Annotated in this window: 20 protein-coding genes; 18 read left to right on the top strand and 2 right to left on the bottom strand. The window is 59.2% G+C overall.

The features are described 5' to 3' along the window. Positions 1-65: 65 nt before the first annotated feature. The 17 genes from iscU to ACP7CZ_RS16015 all read left to right on the top strand — a co-directional run bounded on the left by iscU (position 66) and on the right by ACP7CZ_RS16015 (position 15,309). A complete protein-coding gene (iscU, locus tag ACP7CZ_RS16095; RefSeq protein ID WP_003175965.1) occupies positions 66-452 on the top strand; it encodes a Fe-S cluster assembly scaffold IscU in 387 nt (128 codons plus the stop codon). A gap of 28 nt (positions 453-480) precedes the next feature. Beyond that, positions 481-804: an iron-sulfur cluster assembly protein IscA gene (iscA, locus tag ACP7CZ_RS16090; RefSeq protein ID WP_003209680.1), complete on the top strand. Its 324-nt coding sequence runs from the start codon at positions 481-483 to the stop codon at positions 802-804. A gap of 8 nt (positions 805-812) precedes the next feature. Then, on the top strand, positions 813-1,334 hold the full coding sequence (gene hscB, locus ACP7CZ_RS16085) for a co-chaperone HscB (protein ID WP_034128027.1): 522 nt from the start codon (positions 813-815) through the stop codon (positions 1,332-1,334). A gap of 51 nt (positions 1,335-1,385) precedes the next feature. Next, positions 1,386-3,248: a Fe-S protein assembly chaperone HscA gene (gene hscA / locus ACP7CZ_RS16080; RefSeq protein ID WP_034128026.1), complete on the top strand. Its 1,863-nt coding sequence runs from the start codon at positions 1,386-1,388 to the stop codon at positions 3,246-3,248. A gap of 3 nt (positions 3,249-3,251) precedes the next feature. Then, the gene (gene fdx / locus ACP7CZ_RS16075; protein ID WP_032895388.1) at positions 3,252-3,593 is read left to right on the top strand and encodes an ISC system 2Fe-2S type ferredoxin; all 342 of its coding nucleotides are present in this window, start codon (positions 3,252-3,254) and stop codon (positions 3,591-3,593) included. Positions 3,594-3,607: 14 nt separating this feature from the next. After that, positions 3,608-3,808, top strand: a complete 201-nt coding sequence (iscX, locus tag ACP7CZ_RS16070; protein WP_034128025.1) for a Fe-S cluster assembly protein IscX — start codon at positions 3,608-3,610, stop codon at positions 3,806-3,808. Between the two features lie 92 nt (positions 3,809-3,900). Then, positions 3,901-4,326, top strand: a complete 426-nt coding sequence (gene ndk / locus ACP7CZ_RS16065) for a nucleoside-diphosphate kinase (protein WP_003175956.1) — start codon at positions 3,901-3,903, stop codon at positions 4,324-4,326. A gap of 29 nt (positions 4,327-4,355) precedes the next feature. After that, positions 4,356-5,504 carry a 23S rRNA (adenine(2503)-C(2))-methyltransferase RlmN gene (gene rlmN / locus ACP7CZ_RS16060; protein ID WP_003194014.1) on the top strand — a complete coding sequence of 383 codons (1,149 nt, stop codon included), beginning with the start codon at positions 4,356-4,358 and terminating at the stop codon, positions 5,502-5,504. 12 nt (positions 5,505-5,516) lie between these two features. Continuing rightward, positions 5,517-6,275 carry a type IV pilus biogenesis/stability protein PilW gene (gene pilW, locus ACP7CZ_RS16055; RefSeq protein WP_054922025.1) on the top strand — a complete coding sequence of 253 codons (759 nt, stop codon included), beginning with the start codon at positions 5,517-5,519 and terminating at the stop codon, positions 6,273-6,275. Further along, complete coding sequence (locus ACP7CZ_RS16050; protein WP_198791541.1) at positions 6,275-7,261, top strand: RodZ domain-containing protein; 987 nt, start codon at positions 6,275-6,277, stop codon at positions 7,259-7,261. Before pilW ends, ACP7CZ_RS16050 begins: the two co-directional genes overlap by 1 nt. Positions 7,262-7,263: 2 nt before the next feature. Next, a complete protein-coding gene (ispG, locus tag ACP7CZ_RS16045; protein ID WP_003175952.1) occupies positions 7,264-8,373 on the top strand; it encodes a flavodoxin-dependent (E)-4-hydroxy-3-methylbut-2-enyl-diphosphate synthase in 1,110 nt (369 codons plus the stop codon). Positions 8,374-8,396: 23 nt separating this feature from the next. Next, positions 8,397-9,686 carry a histidine--tRNA ligase gene (hisS, locus tag ACP7CZ_RS16040; RefSeq protein ID WP_034128022.1) on the top strand — a complete coding sequence of 430 codons (1,290 nt, stop codon included), beginning with the start codon at positions 8,397-8,399 and terminating at the stop codon, positions 9,684-9,686. Between the two features lie 41 nt (positions 9,687-9,727). Beyond that, positions 9,728-10,369 (top strand): YfgM family protein, encoded by a 642-nt coding sequence (locus ACP7CZ_RS16035; protein WP_003194010.1) that lies wholly within the window; start codon positions 9,728-9,730, stop codon positions 10,367-10,369. After that, complete coding sequence (bamB, locus tag ACP7CZ_RS16030; RefSeq protein ID WP_198791540.1) at positions 10,362-11,513, top strand: outer membrane protein assembly factor BamB; 1,152 nt, start codon at positions 10,362-10,364, stop codon at positions 11,511-11,513. The genes ACP7CZ_RS16035 and bamB overlap by 8 nt, the downstream gene beginning before the upstream one ends. A 264-nt stretch (positions 11,514-11,777) precedes the next feature. Then, positions 11,778-13,247: a ribosome biogenesis GTPase Der gene (gene der, locus ACP7CZ_RS16025; protein WP_016977675.1), complete on the top strand. Its 1,470-nt coding sequence runs from the start codon at positions 11,778-11,780 to the stop codon at positions 13,245-13,247. A 134-nt stretch (positions 13,248-13,381) separates the two neighbouring features. Then, the gene (locus tag ACP7CZ_RS16020) at positions 13,382-14,530 is read left to right on the top strand and encodes a pyridoxal phosphate-dependent aminotransferase (RefSeq protein ID WP_054897811.1); all 1,149 of its coding nucleotides are present in this window, start codon (positions 13,382-13,384) and stop codon (positions 14,528-14,530) included. Beyond that, positions 14,518-15,309, top strand: a complete 792-nt coding sequence (locus tag ACP7CZ_RS16015) for an amidohydrolase (RefSeq protein WP_054897810.1) — start codon at positions 14,518-14,520, stop codon at positions 15,307-15,309. The genes ACP7CZ_RS16020 and ACP7CZ_RS16015 overlap by 13 nt, the downstream gene beginning before the upstream one ends. 167 nt (positions 15,310-15,476) lie before the next feature. Here ACP7CZ_RS16015 and leuA read toward each other — a convergent pair whose 3' ends face one another. After that, the gene (leuA, locus tag ACP7CZ_RS16010) at positions 15,477-17,156 is read right to left on the bottom strand and encodes a 2-isopropylmalate synthase (RefSeq protein ID WP_014719812.1); all 1,680 of its coding nucleotides are present in this window, start codon (positions 17,154-17,156) and stop codon (positions 15,477-15,479) included. A gap of 43 nt (positions 17,157-17,199) precedes the next feature. Between leuA and ACP7CZ_RS16005 the strand changes: the two genes are divergently transcribed. Then, complete coding sequence (locus ACP7CZ_RS16005) at positions 17,200-17,421, top strand: hypothetical protein (RefSeq protein WP_229999534.1); 222 nt, start codon at positions 17,200-17,202, stop codon at positions 17,419-17,421. A gap of 133 nt (positions 17,422-17,554) precedes the next feature. On the opposite strand, the gene ACP7CZ_RS16000 is transcribed toward ACP7CZ_RS16005, so the two are convergent. Then, positions 17,555-21,568 carry a dermonecrotic toxin domain-containing protein gene (locus ACP7CZ_RS16000; protein WP_426174676.1) on the bottom strand — a complete coding sequence of 1,338 codons (4,014 nt, stop codon included), beginning with the start codon at positions 21,566-21,568 and terminating at the stop codon, positions 17,555-17,557. Positions 21,569-21,875 lie beyond the last annotated feature (307 nt).

Raw genomic sequence — 21,875 nt, 5'->3', positions numbered from 1 at the left:
TGGCGGAAAACGCAGGCGTTTCTACAGGGTTCCAGAGCGGCCCTGATGAGTGAGGATTCAGTACCATGGCTTACAGCGAAAAGGTCATCGACCACTACGAAAACCCGCGCAACGTCGGCAAGATGAACGCGGAAGATCCAGATGTCGGCACCGGCATGGTCGGCGCCCCGGCGTGCGGCGATGTGATGCGCCTGCAGATCAAGGTCAACGATGCTGGCGTTATTGAAGACGCCAAATTCAAGACTTACGGCTGCGGTTCGGCCATCGCATCCAGCTCCCTGGCGACCGAATGGATGAAAGGCAAGACCCTGGATGAGGCTGTCACTATCAGCAACACCCAGCTGGCCGAAGAACTGGCGTTGCCGCCGGTGAAAATCCACTGCTCCGTACTCGCTGAAGATGCCATCAAGGCAGCCGTTCGCGACTACAAGCAGAAGAAAGGCTTGATCTAAGCATTTGGCGACGAGTAAGGAGTCAACGATGGCTATCAGCATGACAGAAGCGGCTGCGCAGCACATTCGCCGCTCCCTGAATGGGCGCGGTAAAGGTGAGGGGATTCGTCTGGGTGTACGCACCACGGGCTGTTCCGGCCTTGCCTACGTGCTGGAGTTTGTCGACGAGGTGGTTGAAGAGGATCAGGTGTTCGAAAGTCACGGCGAGAAAGTGATCATCGACCCCAAGAGCCTGACCTACCTGGACGGCACCGAACTCGATTTCGTCAAGGAGGGGTTGAACGAAGGCTTCAAGTTCAACAACCCTAACGTGCGCGGTGAATGTGGCTGCGGCGAAAGCTTCAACATCTGAGGCTACTCGTGGGTACTCCTTGTCATTTCGCTTTATTCGAGCTGCAGCCGAGCTTTCGGCTGGACCTTGAGCAGCTCGCCACGCGCTACCGTGAATTGGCGCGTGGGGTGCATCCGGACCGCTTCGCTGACGCTTCCGAGCGTGAGCAGCGCTTGGCCCTTGAGCAATCGGCCAGCCTCAACGAAGCCTATCAGACGCTCAAAAGCCCCGCGAAACGCGCGCGTTACCTGCTCGCCCTGAACGGTGGCGAGTTGCCGTTGGAAGTTACGGTGCACGATCCGGACTTCCTCATGCAGCAGATGCAGTGGCGCGAAGAGCTCGAAGACTTGCAGGACGAAGCCGATATAGCCGGTGTTGCGGTCTTCAAGCGTCGTCTGAAAACCGCCCAGGATGAGCTCAACGAAAGCTTCGCAGCCTGTTGGGATGATGCGGCGCAACGCGAACAGGCCGAACGCCTGATGCGGCGCATGCAGTTTCTCGACAAGCTCACCTACGAAGTGCGCCAGCTAGAAGAGCGCCTCGACGATTAACCCAGTGCTGCCCGTGATGCACGCCTGATAGACAGATAAGACCTGATTACCATGGCTCTACTGCAAATCGCCGAACCCGGCCAAAGCCCTCAACCGCACCAGCGTCGCCTGGCGGTCGGGATTGACCTGGGCACCACCAATTCCCTGGTTGCTGCCTTGCGCAGCGGCCTGTCCGAACCGCTGCCCGACGCCGATGGGCAGGTGATCCTGCCGTCTGCCGTGCGTTATCACGCCGACCGCACTGAAGTGGGCGAATCGGCCAAGCTCGCCGCGTCCGCAGACCCCTTGAACACGGTGTTGTCGGTCAAGCGCTTGATGGGTCGTGGGTTGTCCGACGTCAAGCAATTGGGTGACCAACTGCCGTACCGCTTTGTCGGCGGCGAGTCCCATATGCCGTTCATTGACACTGTCCAGGGGCCCAAGAGCCCGGTGGAAGTGTCGGCCGATATCCTCAAGGTGCTGCGCCAGCGTGCGGAAAACACCCTGGGTGGTGAGCTGGTAGGGGCGGTTATCACCGTTCCGGCGTATTTCGATGATGCCCAGCGTCAAGCCACCAAGGATGCGGCGAAACTTGCCGGCCTGAACGTGCTGCGCTTGCTCAACGAGCCGACTGCGGCGGCTGTGGCCTACGGCCTCGATCAGCACGCTGAAGGCCTGGTCGCTATTTATGATCTGGGCGGCGGCACCTTCGATATTTCGATCTTGCGCCTGACCGGCGGTGTGTTTGAAGTGCTCGCGACCGGCGGCGACAGCGCTCTGGGTGGCGATGATTTCGATCACGCCATTGCTGGCTGGATCATCAGCAGTGCCGGCTTGTCGGCCGACCTGGACCCAGGCGCGCAGCGCAACCTGCTGCAAACTGCCTGTGCGGCCAAAGAGGCGCTGACTGACGCTGCTTCTGTTGACGTTTGCTACGGTAACTGGTCGGCGCCACTGACTCGCGAAGCCTTTGATACGCTGATCGAGCCGATGGTTGCCCGCAGCCTCAAAGCCTGCCGTCGTGCTGTGCGTGATTCCGGTATCGAGTTGGAAGACGTTGGCGCAGTGGTCATGGTAGGCGGTTCCACCCGCGTGCCGCGCGTGCGTGAAGCGGTAGCCGAAGCCTTTGGGCGCCAACCACTGACCGAAATCGACCCGGATCAAGTCGTCGCCATCGGCGCTGCCATCCAGGCCGATACCCTGGCTGGTAACAAACGTGATGGCGGCGAATTGCTTTTGCTCGACGTGATCCCGTTGTCCCTGGGCCTGGAAACCATGGGCGGCCTGATGGAGAAGGTGATTCCGCGCAACACCACCATCCCCGTCGCACGTGCCCAAGATTTCACCACCTACAAAGACGGCCAGACAGCCATGATGATTCATGTGCTGCAAGGCGAGCGCGAGCTGATCAGCGACTGCCGTTCCCTGGCGCGTTTTGAGTTGCGTGGCATTCCGGCGATGGTGGCGGGCGCAGCGAAAATTCGCGTGACCTTCCAGGTCGATGCCGATGGCCTGCTCAGTGTCGCTGCGCGCGAACTGGCGTCTGGCGTTGAAGCCAGCATCCAGGTCAAGCCGTCCTACGGCCTCACCGATGGCGAAATCGCCAAGATGCTCAAGGACTCGTTCCAGTATGCCGGTGACGACAAGGTCGCCCGCGTATTGCGCGAGCAACAAGTGGATGCCCAGCGCCTGCTCGAAGCGGTGCAGGGCGCCCTTGAAGCCGACGGCGAGCGCCTGCTGGATGCCGAAGAACGCATGGTCATTGACCTGCAGATGCAGGAACTGGCCGAACTGATGAAAGGCAACGATGGTTACGCCATCGAGCAACAGACCAAGCGCCTGTCGCAAGTGACTGATGCCTTTGCCGCCCGCCGTATGGATCAGACGGTTAAAGCCGCGCTGGCGGGCCGCAACCTGAATGAAATTGAGGAATAACTGATGCCGCAGGTCACTTTTCTACCGCACGCCGAACATTGCCCTGAGGGCATGGTCGTGGAGGCTGAGACCGGCAAGTCCCTGCTCGACGTCGCCCATGACAACCACATCGAGATCGAAAGTGCCTGTGGCGGCGTCAATGCCTGCACCACCTGTCACTGCATCATTCGTAAAGGTTTCGACAGCCTAAATGAGGCTGACGACCTGGAAGAAGACTATCTTGATCGGGCGTGGGGCCTGGAGCCGACGTCGCGCCTGAGTTGTCAGGCGAAAGTGGGGACTGAAGACCTCACCGTCGAAATCCCGAAATATTCGCTCAACCATGCAGCCGAAGCGCCGCATTGATTCAAGGAAATGTCATGAGCCTGAAATGGGTTGATGTACAAGAAATCGCTATACAACTTGCTGAAGCTCATCCTGAGGTCAATCCTCTTACCGTGAACTTCGTCAAGCTGCGCGACCTCGTAATGGCACTGCCGGATTTCGACGACATCCCTGACCGGGGTGGCGAAAAGGTCCTTGAGGCGATTCAAGGCCTGTGGATCGAAGAAGCAGACTGAGCCGCCTTTTTACGCAGTTAGGCAATACCCAATAACCCGCGTATAATTCGCGGGTTTAATTTTTCGTAAATTACCGTTTCTGGAGTTACACCATGGCTGTTCAACGTACTTTCTCCATCATCAAGCCTGACGCTGTTGCAAAAAACGTCATCGGCGAGATCACCACTCGTTTCGAAAAAGCCGGCCTGAAGGTTGTAGCTTCGAAACTCAAGCAACTGTCCAAGGCTGAAGCTGAAGGCTTCTACGCTGAGCACAGCGCTCGTGGCTTCTTCGGCGACCTGGTTGCCTTCATGATCTCCGGTCCTGTTGTTGTCCAGGTTCTGGAAGGCGAAAACGCTATCGCTCTGAACCGTGAGCTAATGGGCGCTACCAACCCTAAAGAAGCTGCTGCTGGCACCATCCGTGCTGACTTCGCTGAATCCATCGACGCCAACGCTGTTCACGGCTCGGACTCCGAAGCTGCTGCTGCTCGCGAAATCTCGTACTTTTTCGCTGCTACTGAAGTAACCGCTCGCTAAGCATCGGCTTAAAGAGTGAGGGTGAATCCATGACTACATCGACTGTTAAAACCAACCTGCTGGGTCTGACTCAGCCGGAAATGGAGAAATTCTTCGACTCAATCGGGGAGAAGCGTTTCCGTGCCGGTCAGGTAATGAAGTGGATTCACCACTTTGGCGTCGACGATTTCGACGCCATGACGAACGTCAGCAAGGCCCTGCGCGACAAGCTCAAGGCCATTGCCGAGGTGCGTGGTCCCGAAGTGGTCAGCGAGGACATTTCCAGCGACGGTACCCGCAAGTGGGTAGTGCGCGTGGCGTCCGGTAGCTGTGTCGAGACCGTGTACATTCCCCAGGGCAAACGTGGCACTTTGTGCGTTTCGTCCCAGGCAGGCTGTGCCCTGGACTGCAGTTTCTGCTCCACCGGCAAGCAAGGCTTCAATAGCAACCTCACCGCCGCCGAAGTCATCGGCCAGGTGTGGATTGCCAACAAATCCTTTGGCAGCGTCCCGGCGACCGTCGACCGTGCCATCACCAACGTGGTGATGATGGGCATGGGTGAGCCGCTGCTGAACTTCGACAACGTGATTGCGGCCATGCACCTTATGATGGACGACCTGGGCTACGGCATCTCCAAGCGCCGTGTGACCCTGTCGACCTCCGGCGTGGTACCGATGATCGATGAGCTGGCCAAGCACATCGACGTCTCCCTCGCGTTGTCGCTGCACGCACCTAATGACGCATTGCGTAACCAATTGGTGCCGATCAACAAGAAATATCCGCTTAAGATGCTGCTCGAATCGTGCCAGCGTTATATGGCGACCCTGGGTGAGAAGCGTGTGCTGACCATTGAGTACACCATGCTCAAGGACGTCAACGACAAGCTGGAGCACGCGGTCGAGATGATCGAATTGCTCAAGGACACCCCGTGCAAGATCAACTTGATCCCGTTCAACCCGTTTCCTCATTCTGGCTACGAGCGGCCGAGCAACAACGCCATCCGTCGTTTTCAGGATCAACTGCACCAGGCCGGCTATAACGTCACTGTGCGAACCACTCGTGGTGAAGACATCGATGCCGCGTGCGGCCAATTGGTAGGGCAGGTGATGGACCGCACCCGCCGCAGTGAACGTTATATCGCCGTGCGCGAACTTAACGCCGCTGAAGATTTGCCGCAAATCGCTGTGAATCGAATCTGAGAGAGGATCTCTATGCCCTTGCGCCTTGCGCTGCTTTTACTGTTTACCGGCCTCGTGGCCGGTTGCGTTTCATCGGGTCATGACAGCCCGTTGCGCACTGATAAAGGCCGTGATGAGGCGCGAGTTGCCTATGTGCAACTGGGTGTGGGGTATCTGCGCCAAGGCATGAGCGAGCAGGCCAAGGTGCCGTTGAAAAAGGCCCTTGAGCTGGACGCCGATGATGCCGATGCCAACGCCGCGCTGGCTTTGGTGTTTCAGGCTCAGGCCGAGCCCGAGCTGGCCGACCGCTATTTCCACAAGGCCCTGGCCTCCCGCCCTGCCGATCCGCGGCTGCTGAACAACTACGGCAGTTTCCTGTTCGAGCAGCAACGGTACGACCTGGCGTCACGTTATTTTCAGCAAGCCGCCGCCGATACCCTCTACCCGCAGCGTTCGCGGGTGTTCGAGAACCTCGGTGTGACCTCGATGCGCCTCGGTCAGCGCGACAGCGCTCGCCAGCAGTTGGAAAAAGCCCTGCACCTGAACAGTCGCCAGCCACGGGCATTGCTCGAAATGGCTGAGTTGTCTTACGAAGACAGGCATTATGTGCCAGCACGTGACTATTACGAGCGTTTTAGCCTGCTCAGCGGGCAAAATGCACGTAGTCTATTGCTCGGTGTGCGCCTGGCGACGGTTCATGAAGAACACGACACGGCCGCACGTTTTGGCCAGCAACTCGAACGACTCTATCCCGGTACGCCGGAATATCAGCAATACCTGTCGGAGCAATGATGAAAGCCGCGCACCCGGAAGATGTAGCAGCTAATCGCGTCAACCCAGGCGAAACCTTGCGCCAGGCCCGCGAAAGCAATGGTTGGTCGCTGGCTGAAGTGGCCCTCAAGCTCAATTTGACCAGTACCTCGTTGGCCAATCTGGAAGCCGGCGCGTTCGACAAGCTGCCTGGGCACACTTTTGCCCGCGGCTATATCCGCGCTTATGCAAAATTGCTGGGTATCGACCAGGCCGTGCTGGTCCAGGAGTTCGACCAGTTCACCGGCACCGATGCCCAGGGCAGTAATGTCCATGGGTTGGGGCGCATCGAAGAGCCTACGCGCGTTTCCCATACCATTTTGCGGATTGTCAGCCTGTTGTTGCTGATTGCCGTGGTCGGCGGCGGTTTTGTCTGGTGGCAAGACCAGACCTCCCAGCGCAACAAAGACCTGACCAGCAACGCCATGGAACATGTCGAAGTCGAAAGCGCCGACGGCACCACCCAGATTCACCCCCTGGACGAGCCGGAAGACCAGGCCGTGGTAGAGGGGCAAGCTGCGCCGCAAGCGCCGGCCACTGCCGAACAACCCGCGCCAGACGCCGGCACGACCCCTGCTGCGGTACCGGCTCCGGCTGTTCCGACCGCTCCGGCCGCACCCGTGGCCCAGGCTCCGGCGGTTCCGACGCCTGCACCTGCGACCCCTGCGCCAGCCGCACCCGCAGCGCCGGCGATGTCGCCTCCCACCACCCCGGCATTGATCGCCGGTGATGGGCGCGTACAAATTACCTTCATCGCTGACTGCTGGACGCAGGTCACCGATGGCAACGGCAAAGTGCTGTTTAGCGGTTTGAAGCGTAAGGGAGATACGCTTGACCAGGGCGGCAAGCCTCCTTTGACGCTGCGTCTGGGCTTTGCCCGTGGCGCGCAAGTGGCCTACAACGGCCAGCCTGTAGACGTGGCGCCGTTCACCAGTGGCGAGACTGCTCGCCTCAAGTTGGGACAATAGTCATGCACGGCGAATCTCCAATCAAACGTCGCGTATCGCGCAAGATCTGGGTCGGCTCGGTGCCGGTGGGTGGCGACGCCCCCATTGCAGTGCAGAGCATGACCAACAGTGACACCAACGATGTGGCTGCCACCGTTGCCCAGATCAATCGTCTGGAAGCGGCTGGCGTGGACATCGTACGGGTGTCCGTTCCGGACATGGACGCAGCCGAGGCCTTTGGTCGTATCAAGCAGTTGGTCAAGGTCCCACTGGTTGCCGATATTCACTTCGACTACAAGATCGCGTTGCGCGTGGCCGAACTGGGTGTGGACTGCCTGCGTATCAACCCCGGCAACATCGGGCGTGAAGACCGCGTGCGTGCCGTGGTGGACGCTGCCCGTGATCGCGGTATTCCGATCCGCATCGGCGTCAACGCCGGCTCCCTGGAAAAAGACCTGCAAAAGAAATACGGCGAGCCCACTCCGGCGGCGCTGGTTGAGTCGGCACTGCGCCACGTTGAACACCTTGAACGCCTGAACTTCCAGGACTTCAAGGTCAGCGTAAAGGCCTCGGACGTGTTCATGGCCGTAGAAGCCTATCGCCTGCTGGCCAAGGAAATCGTGCAACCGCTGCACCTGGGTATCACTGAAGCGGGCGGTTTGCGCTCAGGCACAGTGAAATCTGCTGTGGGTCTCGGTATGCTGCTCGCCGAAGGGATTGGCGATACTATCCGCATCTCCCTGGCGGCAGACCCCGTAGAGGAAGTGAAGGTCGGCTACGACATTCTCAAGTCCCTACGTTTGCGTTCCCGTGGTATCAACTTCATCGCCTGCCCGAGCTGCTCGCGGCAGAACTTCGACGTGGTGAAAACCATGAACGACCTGGAGTTGCGCCTGGAAGACCTGCTGGTGCCGCTGGATGTCGCAGTGATCGGTTGTGTGGTCAACGGGCCGGGTGAGGCCAAAGAGGCCCACGTGGGCCTGACGGGTGGCACACCGAACCTGATTTACATCGACGGCAAACCGTCGCAGAAGCTAACGAATGACAATCTGGTGGATGAGCTGGAAAAGCTGATCCGCGAGAAAGCGGCCGAGAAGGTCGCCGCTGACGCAGCGCTGATCGCTCGCGGCTGATTGAACGAATTTAAGGATCTGATGTGAGCAAGTCTCTGCAAGCCATTCGTGGCATGAACGACATCCTGCCGGAGCAGACGCCACTGTGGCGCTACTTCGAAAGCACTGTCGCGCGCCTGCTGGATAACTACGGTTACAAGCAGATCCGCATGCCGATCGTCGAGTTCACCGAGCTGTTCAAGCGCTCCATCGGTGAAGTGACCGACATCGTCGAAAAAGAGATGTACACCTTTGAAGACCGTAACGGCGACTCCCTGACCCTGCGCCCGGAAGGCACTGCCGCGTGCGTTCGCGCCGTACTGGAACATGGCATCACTGGTGGTGGCCAGACCCAGAAGCTGTGGTACATCGGCCCGATGTTCCGCCACGAGCGCCCGCAGAAAGGCCGTTACCGCCAGTTCCACCAGATCGGCTGCGAAGTGTTCAACCTGGACGGGCCGGACATCGACGCCGAGCTGATCGTGCTGACCTGGCGCCTGTGGGGCCAACTGGGCATCCGCGATGCGGTCAAGCTTGAACTCAACAGCCTGGGCACCAGCGAGTCCCGGGGTCGCTATCGCGAAGCCCTGGTCGAGTACCTGTCGGCCCACCTGGACAAGCTGGACGAAGACAGCCAACGCCGTCTGAAAACCAACCCGTTGCGCGTCCTGGATACCAAGAACGCCGACACCCAGGCCGTGCTGGTCGATGCGCCGAAAATGGCTGATTACCTGGACGACGAGTCCCGGGTGCATTTCGAGGGCCTCAAGGCGCGTCTGGATGCAGCCGGTATTCCCTACGTGATCAACCCCAAGCTGGTGCGTGGCCTCGACTACTACAGCAAGACCGTGTTCGAGTGGGTCACCGACAAGCTCGGCGCCCAGGGCACCGTGTGCGCCGGTGGTCGCTACGACGGCCTGGTCGAGCAAATGGGCGGCAAGCCGACCACGGGCGTAGGCTTTGCCATGGGCATCGAGCGGCTGATCCTGCTACTGGAAACCCTGGAGCAGGTCCCGGAAGAAATTTCCCGTCAGGTGGACGTGTACCTGTGCGCCTTCGGCGAGGCTGCCGAACTGGCGGCCCTGGCCTTGAGCGAAAAAGTACGTGACCAGTTGCCCAACCTGCGCCTGCAGATCAATGCCGGCGCTGGTAGCTTCAAGAGCCAGTTCAAGAAGGCCGACAAGAGCGGTGCGCTTTACGCACTGATCCTCGGCGATGACGAGCTGGCCCAGCAAGTGGTAGGTTTCAAACCCCTGCGTGGCCAGGGTGAACAACAGAACATTGCCTTTGATGCGCTCGCTGCGCACTTGGCCACCTGCGTCGTGCAGGGTTGAAGCTGTCGAACAGCCGAATTTAGCGATTAAGGAGTATTGGGGTGTCGAGTACTGATGATGAGCAACTGGCCGAGTTCAAGGACTGGTGGCAGCGTAACGGCAAGCCCCTGGTCACTGGCGGCCTGCTGGCTTTAGTGGTGGTGTTCGGCTGGCAAGCCTGGACCAAGTATCAGGCCAACCAATCCCAGGGCGCTTCGATCGTTTATCAGCAATTGCTGGAAACTACCCTGACGCCGGACGGCAAGCCTGACCCTGCGCAGGTGGCAGACCTGGCCGGCAAGCTGAAAAACGAATTCGGCGGTAGCACCTACGCCCAATACGGCAGCCTGTTCGTCGCTAAAGTCGCGGTCGATACCGGCAAGCTGGATGACGCCGCCACCGAGCTGAAGGCCATTGCCGACAAGCCGACCAACCCGACCCTGGGTGAAATCGCACGTCAGCGCCTGGCACAGGTATTGGCGGCGCAGAACAAGGCTGACGAAGCACTCAAACTGCTCGACGGCGATGCTGACAAGGCATTCGTGGCCACTCGCGAAGAGCTCAAGGGCGACCTGTTGGTCCAATTGGGTCGTACCGACGAAGCCCATGCTGCGTACCAAAAAGCCAAGGCGGCGCTGTCTGATGAAGCGGCGGTCGGTGGCTTACAAATCAAGCTCGACGACTTGGCCAAAGGGGATGCGTGACGTGATCCGTTGGAAACATGCAGCATTGCTGGCTCTGGCCGTTTTGGCCGCGGGTTGCAGCAGCAACAGCAAAAAAGAACTGCCTCCTGCCGAGCTGACCAGCTTCAAGGAAGAAGTGGTCCTGCAAAAACAATGGAGCCAATCCATTGGTGATGGGCAGGGCGACCTCTACAACCTGTTGCAGCCCGCGATTGACGGCGACAACATCGTGGCTACTGATTCCACTGGCGTCGTGGTTGCCATGGATCGCATGAACGGCGACGTCAAGTGGAAGAAAGACCTCGAACTGCCGGTTTCCGGCGGTGTGGGCGTCGGCTACGGCATGGTGCTGATCGGTACTCTCAAGGGTGACGTGGTCGCGCTGGACTCCAGCACCGGTGAAGAGAAGTGGCGCGCTCGCGTGACCAGTGAAGTGCTCTCGGCGCCGGCGACCAACGGCGATATCGTCGTGGTGCAAACCCAGGACGACCGCGTGATCGGCCTGGAAGCCTCCACCGGGGACCAACGCTGGTTGTACGACAGCACCCCTGCGGTGTTGACCCTGCGCGGTACCAGTGGTCCGATTGTGACCAACAACCTGGCCGTTGCTGGCCTGTCGACCGGTAAAGTGGTTGCCCTGAATACCCAGAACGGCGTGCCGGCCTGGGAAACTCGTGTGGCCATCCCGCAAGGTCGTTCCGAACTGGATCGCGTTGTAGACATCGACGGCGGCTTGCTGCTGTCGGGTGAAACCCTCTACGTCGCCACCTACCAGGGGCGTGTTGCCGCGCTGGACCTGCAAAGCGGTCGCATCAACTGGCAGCGTGATGCCTCCAGCTATGCGGGTGTCGCCCAAGGGTTTGGCAGCGTCTATGTGAGCCTAGCATCCGGCACCGTTGAAAGTGTGGATGAGCGTTCCACCACTGCACTGTGGAGCAATGACTCCCTGGCTCGCCGTCAACTGTCGGCACCGGAAGTCTTTTCCAGCTACGTAGCGGTGGGTGACTTCGAAGGTTACCTGCACCTGCTGAGCCAAGTGGATGGTCGCTTTGTTGGTCGCCAGCGTATCGACAGCGACGGCCTGCGTGCGCGTCCGCTGGTGGTGGGTAACATGCTTTATGTGTATGGCAACGGCGGCAAGCTGGAAGCCCTGACCATCAAGTAAAGGTTTGACTATGCTTGGGGTAACCCCCAGGCGGCCCTGTTTCAATGCCTGTTGCTGTAGGAGCGAGCTTGCTCGCGAAGGACGTCAACGATAACGCGGGTTTTCTGCATAAACGCGTCGTTCTCGGTTTTTTCGCGAGCAAGCTCGCTCCTACAGTGGCGGGGGCAGAAGCAGGGCATGTGGCATGTTAAATGCCGCCCCGAGCACCAGCCGCTGCCCTGCAGCGGCTTTTGTATTTTCTGAAATAACGAAGTGGAGAGCCGCATGGTTCCCGTAATCGCCCTGGTGGGCCGACCTAACGTCGGCAAGTCCACCTTGTTCAACCGCCTGACCAGGACTCGCGACGCCATTGTCGGCGACTTGTCCGGTCTGACCCGTGATCGCCAATACGGTGAGGCAAAGTGGCAAGGGCGCTCCTACATTATTGTCGACACCGGTGGTATCTCCGGTGACGAGCATGGCATGGACGAAAAGATGGCCGAGCAGTCGTTGCTCGCTATCGAAGAAGCCGATGTGGTGCTGTTCCTGGTGGACGCCCGCGCGGGCTATACCGCCGCTGACCAGATGATTGGCGAGCACCTGCGCAAGCGCAACAAGCGTTCCTATCTGGTCGCCAACAAGATCGACAACATCGATCCTGAGGCCGCCCGTGCCGAATTCAGCCCGATGGGCCTGGGCGATGCGATTCCGGTCGCCGGTGCTCACGGCCGCGGCATCACCCAGATGCTGGAAATCGCCCTGCGCGACTTCCCAAAGGATGATGTCGAGGAAGAAGAGGGCGAGGAAGAGATCGTCGCTGAAGGCGAGGAAGCCAAGCGCATTCCTGGCCCGAGCGAAAAAGACGGTATCAAGATCGCTATCATCGGCCGCCCGAACGTCGGCAAGTCGACCCTGGTCAACCGTATGCTCGGTGAAGACCGCGTTATCGTCTACGACCAACCCGGTACCACTCGCGACAGCATCTACATCCCGTTCGAACGCAACGAGGAAAAGTACACGCTGATCGACACCGCCGGTGTGCGCAAGCGCGGCAAGATCCACGAAGAAGTTGAAAAGTTCTCGGTGGTCAAAACCCTGCAGGCGATCAAAGACGCCAACGTGGTGATCTTCGTGATGGACGCCCGCGAAGGCGTGGTGGACCACGACCTCAACTTGCTGGGCTTTGCCCTGGAAGCCGGTCGTGCCCTGGTCATCGCGATCAACAAGTGGGACGGCATGACGCCGAGCGAGCGCGATTTCGTCAAGATCGAGCTGCAGCGTCGGTTGTTCTTCGTCGAGTTCGCCGATATCCACTTTATCTCGGCACTGCACGGCACCGGCGTGGGCAACCTCTACGCGTCCGTACAGAACTCGTTCAAGTCTGCGGTCACCCGCTGGCCGACCAACCGTCTCACCCAGATCCTTGAAGACGCGGTGGGCGAGCACGCACCACCGATGGTCAACAACCGCCGGATCAAACTGCGTTACGCCCACTTGGGTGGTGCCAACCCGCCGATTATCGTGATCCACGGTAACCAGATCGAGAAGGTGCCCAAGTCCTATGTGCGTTACCTGGAAAACACCTACCGCCGTGTCTTGAAACTGGTCGGTACGCCGATCCGTATCGAGTTCAAGGGTGGCGAGAACCCATACGAAGGCAACAAGAACACGCTGACTGACCGTCAGGTGAACAAGAAGCGTCGTTTGATGACTCACCACAAGAAGGCCGACAAGAAGCGCCGTGATAAAAAATAACGGCAGTTTCGAGTTGTAAGCTACAAGCTGCAAGAGAGGGCTCCTTTGGAGCCTTTTTTGTGCCTGACGGTTTGCCCCTTGACCTGCTTGCAGCTTGCAGCTTAAAACTTGCAGCTCACCCGAAGGGGGCTCCCATGATCACCAGTAAGCTGCCAAACGTCGGCACGACCATTTTCACCACCATGTCGCAACTCGCCGCCGAAACCGGCGCGCTCAATCTGTCCCAGGGTTTTCCCGATTTCAATGGTCCGCAGGGTTTGCTCGATGCAGTGGGTAAGCACATCGCCCTCGGTCATAACCAGTACGCCCCCATGACAGGCCTGCCGGTGCTGCGTCAGCAAGTGGCGGCCAAGATCGCCCGCAGCTATGGCGTCACGGTGAATGCCGACACTGAAGTGACCATCACGCCAGGCGCCACCGAGGCGATTTTTTGCGCCATTCAGGCGGTGATTCGCAGCGGTGATGAAGTCATCGTGTTCGACCCCAGCTATGACAGCTACGAGCCTTCGGTTGAACTGGCCGGTGGCCGCTGCGTGCATGTGCAACTGAGCCTGCAAGGCTTCGCCCTGGACTTCGAGAAACTCAAGGCTGCGCTTTCACCGCGTACGCGCATGATCATCCTCAATAGCCCGCACAACCCCACCGGTGCATTGATCAGCCGTGTCGAGCTGGACCAGTTGGCCGAACTGATCCGCGACCGCGATATCTACCTGGTCAGCGATGAGGTCTACGAGCACCTGGTATTCGACGGTGTGCCCCACGTCAGCGTATTGGCCCATCAGGAACTGTATCAGCGCGCATTCGTGGTCAGCTCATTCGGCAAGACCTATCACGTCACAGGCTGGAAGACCGGCTACGTGGTCGCGCCACCGGCCCTCAGCGCCGAACTGCGCAAGGTGCATCAATATGTCAACTTCTGCGGCGTCACCCCTTTGCAGTACGCTTTGGCGGACTTCATGGCCGAACACCCGGAACATGTCGAAGAACTGCCGGCCTTCTATCAGGCCAAGCGGGACCTTTTCTGCGACCTGTTGGCGCCATCGCGCTTGAGCTTTACCCGGGTGACCGGCACTTACTTCCAACTGGTGGATTACTCGCAGATACGCCCAGACCTGGATGACGTCGCCATGTCCCTGTGGATGACCCGCGAACATGGCGTGGCGACCATTCCGGTTTCGGTGTTCTACCAGCACCCACCCCAAGGCCAGCGCCTGGTGCGCCTGTGCTTTGCCAAACGCGAGGAGACGTTGCGACAAGCGGCGGAAAAACTATGCGTGATCTGAGTGTACTGCCCAATCTGAACATTGCCTTGGTGCAGACGAGCCTGGCCTGGCATGACCGGCATGCCAATTTCGAACACTTCGAGTTGCTGCTGGAGCAGGCCAAAGGCGCCGACTTGATCGTGCTGCCAGAGATGTTCACCACCGGTTTTTCGATGGAATCAGAAGCTCTCGCCGAGCCGGAAAACGGCCCCACCCATCATTGGCTCCAGGCCCAGGCGGCAAAGTATCAGGCCGTGATTACCGGCAGTGTGATCATCCAGGCCGCCGATGGCAGCCACCGCAACCGTCTGCTGTGGGCGCGGCCGGATGGTGAGGTGTTGCATTACGACAAGCGCCACCTGTTCCGCATGGCCGGTGAACATGACCATTACACCCCAGGTGAACGTCAGGTGCAGTTCGAGTTGAAGGGTTGGCGCATTCGCCCGCTGATCTGCTATGACCTGCGCTTCCCGGTGTGGAGCCGCGACGCCCAGGATACGGACCTGCTGCTGTACACCGCCAACTGGCCGGGCGCTCGGCGTCAGCATTGGAATCGGCTGTTGCCGGCGCGGGCCATTGAGAACCTGTGTTACGTGGCGGCGGTGAACCGGGTGGGCACCGACGGCAAGGGGTTTGCCTACACCGGCGATAGCCAGGTGTTGGATTTCCAGGGTGAAACCTTGCTGAGTGCAGGGGAAGCGGACGGGGTGTTCCAGGTGATCCTGGATGCGGCGGAGCTGGCGGCTTACCGTACACGATTCCCGGCGAATCTGGATGCCGATAGCTTTCAGTTAGTCTAAGGCTCTTAGATTGTTCCCACGCTCTGCGTGGGAACGCCTCTTGGGACGCTCTGCGTACCGCTTCTAAGGGCGGACGCAGAGCGTCCAGGGCTGCATTCCCACGCAGAGCGTGGGAACGATCAGGCCCCTGGATTCTCACCCAGGGGCCTTTTGCATTACGGCAATGCTTACGCCGCTTTGGCTTCCAACTGGCTCAACGAACGGTTCAGCGCACTGAACAGCGCTTTGAAGCTGGCGGTAGTGATGTTTTCATCGATCCCCACACCATGCACCGGGCGTTCGCCGTTCACGCGCAGTTCAATATAGGCCGCCGCCTTGGCATTGGTACCCGCACCAATCGCGTGCTCGTTGTAGTCCATGATCTCCACGCCAATCGGCAGGCCGGCCACCAAGGCTTCCAGCGCACCGTTGCCTTTGCCTTTCCAGTGCAGGTTGGTTTCGCCCTGACCCTTGCCGGAAACTTCGACCTCGACAAAGCTGTTGCCGTTTTCTTCCTGCAAGCGATGGCTGACCAACGCATACGGCGTGTTGGCTTGCAGGTATTCACGCTGCAGCAAGGCGTAGATCTGTGGCGCGGTCATCTCCAGGCCCACGCGGTCGGTTTCGGCCTGCACCACCTGGCTGAACTCGATCTGCATGCGACGCGGCAAGCTGATGTCGTATTCCTGCTCCAGCAGGTAGGCGATACCGCCTTTGCCCGACTGGCTGTTCACGCGGATCACCGCCTCGTAGCTGCGGCCAATATCGGCTGGGTCGATCGGCAAGTACGGCACTTCCCACAGCGCATCGTCTTTCTGCTGGGAGAAACCTTTGCGGATCGCGTCCTGGTGGGAACCGGAGAATGCGGTATGCACCAGGTCGCCGACATACGGGTGACGTGGGTGCACCTGGATCTGGTTGCATTCCTCGACCACTTTGCGCACGCCGTCAATGTCCGAGAAGTCCAACTGCGGGTCCAGGCCCTGGGTGTACATGTTCAGTGCCACGGTGACCAAGTCGACGTTACCGGTGCGCTCGCCGTTGCCAAACAGGCAGCCTTCCACACGGTCGGCGCCGGCCATCAGGCCCAACTCGGTGGCCGCCACGCCAGTGCCACGGTCGTTGTGGGTGTGCAGGCTGATAATCACGCTGTCGCGACGGTTGATATGGCGACCGAACCACTCGATCTGGTCGGCATAGATATTCGGCGTGGCGCACTCGACGGTGGCTGGCAGGTTGAGGATCATCTTGTGCTCAGGCGTCGGGTTCCACACCTCGATCACCGCGTCGCAGACTTCCTTGGCGAACTCCAGCTCAGTGGCGCTGAAGGTCTCTGGGGAATATTCGAAGGTCCACTGGGTTTCCGGCTGCTGGGCGGCGTATTTGACGAACAGCTTGGCGGCGTTGACCGCGATGGCCTTGATGCCGTCCTTGTCCTGGTTGAATACGATGCGGCGGAACGACGGCGAGGTGGCATTGTACAAGTGCACAATGGCTTTCTTGGCGCCGCGCAGGGATTCGAAGGTGCGTGCGATCAAGTCTTCACGGCCCTGGGTCAGCACCTGGATGGTGGTGTCCTCGGGGATGTGGTTGTCTTCGATCAGGGTGCGCACGAAGTCGAAGTCGGTTTGCGACGCGGCCGGGAACGAGGCTTCGATTTCCTTCACGCCAACGGCCACCAGGGTCTTCCAGAAGCGCAGCTTTTTCACCGCGTCCATCGGCTCGATCAGCGACTGGTTGCCATCACGCAGGTCGGAGCTGCACCAGATAGGCGCTTGGGTGATGGTTTTCGACGGCCAGGTACGGTCCGGAATGTCGATGGTGGGGAACGCGCGGTACTTCGAAGACGGGTCTTTGAGCATGCTCATCGGGAAATCCTTGGTTGTAGGGGCCGAGAAAAGGCGGCCTGCCGTGGAACTGTTATTGGGGATAAAACTGAGGGCGAGGCAGATCGATTCAGCCTGGCAGTCGTGCGCTGACAAGGCACAGGCTGCGGTGCTGGCGGAGCTGAATGAGGGTGTGAGAGGTTTTCATAAGCCCAACCCTAACCGTGGCCAAGTGAGATGGCAAGGTGGTCAGGAAAAATTGATAGATTTTCTGTATAAAACAAGCTTTATGAATATTTATTGCTAATAGTGTCTTGTTTTCTTCACATTGTTGCGCTGCTGTAGGTGGTGGCGCAATTTTGGTGATGAGGTTTTCCCGTGGCGCCGCATGCGGCAGTGAAGGGCTCACCATCGCGCAAACAACGCACGACGGTGATTACTCAAATCACTTTATGGAAGATCTGATAATCCCCTGCCGTAAAGCTATCCGTGACGTTGGCCCCGGGATCCCTTGGTATTGACGGGCCGCTGATGGCAACACTCTTGTTGAATGCTTTGTCCGGGTAAACGCCTATGCCCACCCCTCCAGTGAGTTCCGCCAGACCTGGAACGTTTCGGGCTGTGTTCATATGGGCCCGGCCTACCAAGGCGAGTACTTTTTCGCCCGGCTTGCGTGTTTCCAAGATACGGGTCGCGAAGTAATTGAATTCTTGCAGGCGCGTAATGCCGTTGTCGTTGTCCCCAACGTACTTGTAGAAATCGGGCATATCCGATCGGCGGGTCAAGTAGTGGTGCTCGAGGGATTTGACGGTGATTCCATTGTCACTGGCAAGTTGAACCAGTTCCGAGAGCGTGGGAGACGCGCCTTGAGGACGGTGGCCACCCATGCCCACATCCATGAGCTGGCCCGCGGCATTGGTTTCGACACCTTCAATATAAAACGTGGTAACTCCCGACTCTTTGAGGGCCTGCATATTCTCTTTGAGCATCTGGAAACTGGCGATTTCGTTATGGCGCTCGCCCAGTACCACCACATCAGTGATTTCGTAGGCCTTACGCAACAGGTCGGCCGGCGAGGTGCCGGGTGCGAGCTCCAGCCGGGACGGGCGCGGCGGCATCTGGCCTTGAGTGAGCATGTTCTTGTAGAAGTTATACAAATCCCGCCTGAACCAATACCTGGCCAGTGGCAGGGTTTTCGGGGTGAAGTCTGCTTCGACCAGCCGCCCTCTGTTGAGGCTGAAATACTCGGCGTCTGGTAACGCTGGTCGGGCAGGGGCCTCGGCGCCTGTCGTCGAAGCTCCCGGTGTCGGCGTGGGGGCTCCACCGGGCAGTTGATTCAGGCGCCATTCACCGTTGCCCGCATGTTGTACAGAGGCGACGATTCTGCTGCTTTTGGGCGCAGTTGCTGGGACGTTCGGGTCGATGATATTGACCCAGCCACTGCGAGCGTGAAAGGCTGAATCGATCTGATAAACCCTGCTCACGCGGGTACTGTCGGTAAATCGGATGAACCACTCGTCGCCAACGTTATAGGTACCGTCACTCCTTAGCGTCCGGCCGTTGATCATATCGCCAGGCCTGGCGTACGCACTCAAGTCGCGCTCGGGAATGACGGCGTCGTTGGGCGTGCGTGAGCCGGCGATAGTGTTGCCGGTGCTGGCTAAAGGTCGTGCCGGCACTGGGCTGACGGGCGCAGGCAGTGCTCTTGGCCCTGGGCGCGGGGTAATCGCGCCTGTCGCCGTCGACGACTTGAATACCGGGCGTAGGGGGGCCGCGCGAACATTGGAGATACCCGTGGCAGACAGGGTGAAATCACTGTAGATCGCCCGTCCCAGGCCGGGTCTTTTGATCAGGTGCGGCAACACTCTGCTGTTGGCGCGCAGTGCGCTGATGCCGGCTTTGCCCAGACGAAAACCCGCAGACACGCCTTTGCCAGCCACCGGTATCAGGTCGGTAAAGATCAATGCCACTTCAATGCCGAACTCGATTTTGTTCTTGAGCGATTGCCGTGCGACCTCCGCACTGCTTACGGACTGGTGGTCCGCTCGGTCGATCGCCATCTGTACGTGTTGCTTGTACAGATGGTCTTGGAAATCACCTTTTATGGGCTCAAGGCGAGTGGCGCCTCCCAGCAGCTTGATCGACGAGACCGCCAGCTCGGGTGACATCAATTTCGTTGGGCTGTACGCAGCTTCTTTAAGCGCTCCCTTGAACTGATCGACCTCATCTTTACTGACGGGTGATTTTCTTTGCGCGATATAGGTTGCCCACTCTTTTTTCTCCAGGAGGGTGTCGAGGGCCTTGTGGTCCGCGACTTCGCGATAAGTAATGCCGTCGGGAGCCTTGGGGGTGTACAGCACCAGCGATGGATCTGTCTGGTTGCCGATCACCATCACGCCCTGCACCGCTAGCCCCCTGTGGAGCAGGCTGTTGGCGACGATGGTTTTCCCATCGACTTGAGGGCGGGTGGCCGGGTCGGGGTGAGTCAGTACCGCATCCGCCCACTGCGCCGCGCGTTTATGGATGTTGTCGCTGGCCAGTTCCGTATAGGCGTCGGGGCTGAGTTCTGCCAGAAACGCCTCTTTGTCCATCGCGTCTGCCAGATGAGCTTTCCACGCTGTGCGCAAGTGCACAGCGCTCCCCGATTGGGCATCTGGGGCCATTTCCTGTTTGAGCAGTTTGGTGTATTCGCCACCGACATCGGCGGTATTGACCAGTGCCTTGAGATCGTCGGTATCCAGGGTAACCGGCTTGCCGCTCAGGTCTCGTACGGGCTTGCCGTGCTTGTCGCGCAGAGGCAAGGTCATTTTCTCATCGGTGTATACACCTCTTTCGACGGCAGGGAAGCCACTGGGATTCTTCAGCGCCAAGTCGGTCAGGGACACCGCGTCTTGTTTCGAATAGAGGGGTTGGCCAGTCCCTCTGCCGCCGTGGATGGCGGTGCGGGTGTGGACCTGCACCATGAGTTGATCCGCATCGATTTCTGCTGCCGGGTATCGCTGTTTGATGGCTGCATTCAGGCGGTCACGGGCGAAGGTGTTCAGCGCCGGGATTTTTTCAAGCAGGGGCGTCAGCGCATCCAGGCTCCGTTCCTGCGCCTTGTCCAAGTGCAAAAACAAGGCTTCTTGAAAGGGGCTTAGATTCTTCAACCATTCGGGTTGGAGTTTGTCGGTCAGTTTGGCGTCCCGGGCCAGCATGGCGTTGGTGCCATCGGTGAGGTACGACCAGTCGGCCGCATTATCGATACCTTCCAATGTGGCACTGTCGAGAAGGGGGTTGACGGTTTTGCCTGGCGCCAATGCTGTGCTCAGGTGGGTATTAATGTCTGCCCGCTGGCGTTTGAGCATCCAGGGGATGGATTGCGCCAACACATCCCCGGCCGATGGCTCGACACTGGACATCAGATCTTTTCCGGTAATAGGGTCGGGCCTGTTTTGCAGAGCCGGGGGCAGGCCTTGCAGGAGCAACTTGGCCTCGACACCGCTCTGGTCCAGGCGGCTGGCCAAAGCCTGGCGTGCCTGGGCCGGGGTTGCGAATTCCTCGAAACCTTCGCTGGGCGTGTACATCACGACGGGGCCATTGTCATCGTTGAGCGCAAGTGCGCGCCCATTCGGCCAGGTGGGCGGCGTAGCATAGGAGCCGTCTTTTCGGGTGATGAGAAAGGCCCCTGGCAGCATCGCGCCATGTTCCGTTTGGTCATCCACAGTAACGGGGTACACCCCTAAGCGATCACCGTCGGTGAAGCGTTTTTCCCGGTCTTGCAGGGTGGGGTAGCGCAACGCGGAGTCGATCAGGTCTTTGCCGGTCGCGCTCAGGGTGCCATCGCTCAGGCGCAGTGAGGCGAGGATCGACAGCTGTTTTTTGTGCAGGAACAACAGTTGCTCTTGCGGCGGCATCTGGAGCGTCGGCTGATTTTCCACCGGCCGCGGTGTGCTCCAGTATTCTTCAAGCGCCTGCGGGTATTGCGTGGCAATGCTGCGAGCAATGGATTGCAGCGTGCCTTCGGTAAAGGCCGGTACCGCCATGTCGGCAATGGTTCGTCGATAAGTGAATTCAGTGCTTATGCCTCGCTCCGGGCGCATCAACGCATTCGGGTTGGTCTGGATGTCGCGGATCATCCTGGCCAGTGCAGCCATCAGGGGCTCTGAAGAGGCCAGTGATTCGCGTCCATCGCCCACTCTGTAGCGATTGAAACTGAGCATGTCCGGATTCAGCGGCCTGATCGCGGGGAAGGCTTCCTCAAGTTGCGACTGTACAAAGGCCTTGAAGCCGGGTTGCTGGCTATGCAGGCGTTGCTTGTCTTCGGTCAGCAACGCGTGTTCAGCGGTGAACTGTGTTTCATTGCTGGGTTTGAAATGCTTCACCAACTGCGGGTATCGCATTTTCGCCGGGGTTATACCTGACGAGGCGGGAGTAGGTGGGTCATCGGGGGCGTAATTGGCGGCGGCGGTCAAGGGGACTGATGCAGGTTGTTGCAGAGTTGCGGGTGGTGTAGGCGGGCTGGTCGGGGGGGTACCGGGTGAGGCGTGAGATGAGGGCAAGAGGTTTTGCGAATGTCGCTCTGACAGTGCTGGGGTAAGTGACATGGAAAGAGTCTCATGGGAATTGGATCTCCAATGCTCAGGTCCTGCTCATTACGTCCGTGTAAATCGCTGGTTGAGTGAGTCTCGGGTGTCGGATGGTTCATCGCAAAAGTGTAAGAAGATCACAATGCATTGCAGCGAACCTCCGGCAGATCAGGCGCCAGCGCAGGAAATCACT

The sequence above is a fragment of the Pseudomonas sp. DWP2-2 genome (assembly GCF_049897065.1).
GTDB lineage: Bacteria > Pseudomonadota > Gammaproteobacteria > Pseudomonadales > Pseudomonadaceae > Aquipseudomonas > Aquipseudomonas paracarnis.
The sequence above is the reverse complement of the archived record's forward strand: the minus strand, read 5'-3'. Positions and strand labels throughout refer to the sequence as shown.

Coding starts and splice junctions, on each gene's coding strand:
- ispG (WP_003175952.1), top strand. CDS start 7,264: ATGCACGGCGAATCTCCAATCAAACGTCGCGTATCGCGCAAGATCTGG.
- der (WP_016977675.1), top strand. CDS start 11,778: ATGGTTCCCGTAATCGCCCTGGTGGGCCGACCTAACGTCGGCAAGTCC.
- fdx (WP_032895388.1), top strand. CDS start 3,252: ATGCCGCAGGTCACTTTTCTACCGCACGCCGAACATTGCCCTGAGGGC.
- bamB (WP_198791540.1), top strand. CDS start 10,362: ATGCGTGACGTGATCCGTTGGAAACATGCAGCATTGCTGGCTCTGGCC.
- ACP7CZ_RS16050 (WP_198791541.1), top strand. CDS start 6,275: ATGAAAGCCGCGCACCCGGAAGATGTAGCAGCTAATCGCGTCAACCCA.
- ACP7CZ_RS16020 (WP_054897811.1), top strand. CDS start 13,382: ATGATCACCAGTAAGCTGCCAAACGTCGGCACGACCATTTTCACCACC.
- ndk (WP_003175956.1), top strand. CDS start 3,901: ATGGCTGTTCAACGTACTTTCTCCATCATCAAGCCTGACGCTGTTGCA.
- rlmN (WP_003194014.1), top strand. CDS start 4,356: ATGACTACATCGACTGTTAAAACCAACCTGCTGGGTCTGACTCAGCCG.
- iscX (WP_034128025.1), top strand. CDS start 3,608: ATGAGCCTGAAATGGGTTGATGTACAAGAAATCGCTATACAACTTGCT.
- pilW (WP_054922025.1), top strand. CDS start 5,517: ATGCCCTTGCGCCTTGCGCTGCTTTTACTGTTTACCGGCCTCGTGGCC.
- iscA (WP_003209680.1), top strand. CDS start 481: ATGGCTATCAGCATGACAGAAGCGGCTGCGCAGCACATTCGCCGCTCC.
- hscA (WP_034128026.1), top strand. CDS start 1,386: ATGGCTCTACTGCAAATCGCCGAACCCGGCCAAAGCCCTCAACCGCAC.
- leuA (WP_014719812.1), bottom strand. CDS start 17,156: ATGAGCATGCTCAAAGACCCGTCTTCGAAGTACCGCGCGTTCCCCACC.
- iscU (WP_003175965.1), top strand. CDS start 66: ATGGCTTACAGCGAAAAGGTCATCGACCACTACGAAAACCCGCGCAAC.
- ACP7CZ_RS16015 (WP_054897810.1), top strand. CDS start 14,518: ATGCGTGATCTGAGTGTACTGCCCAATCTGAACATTGCCTTGGTGCAG.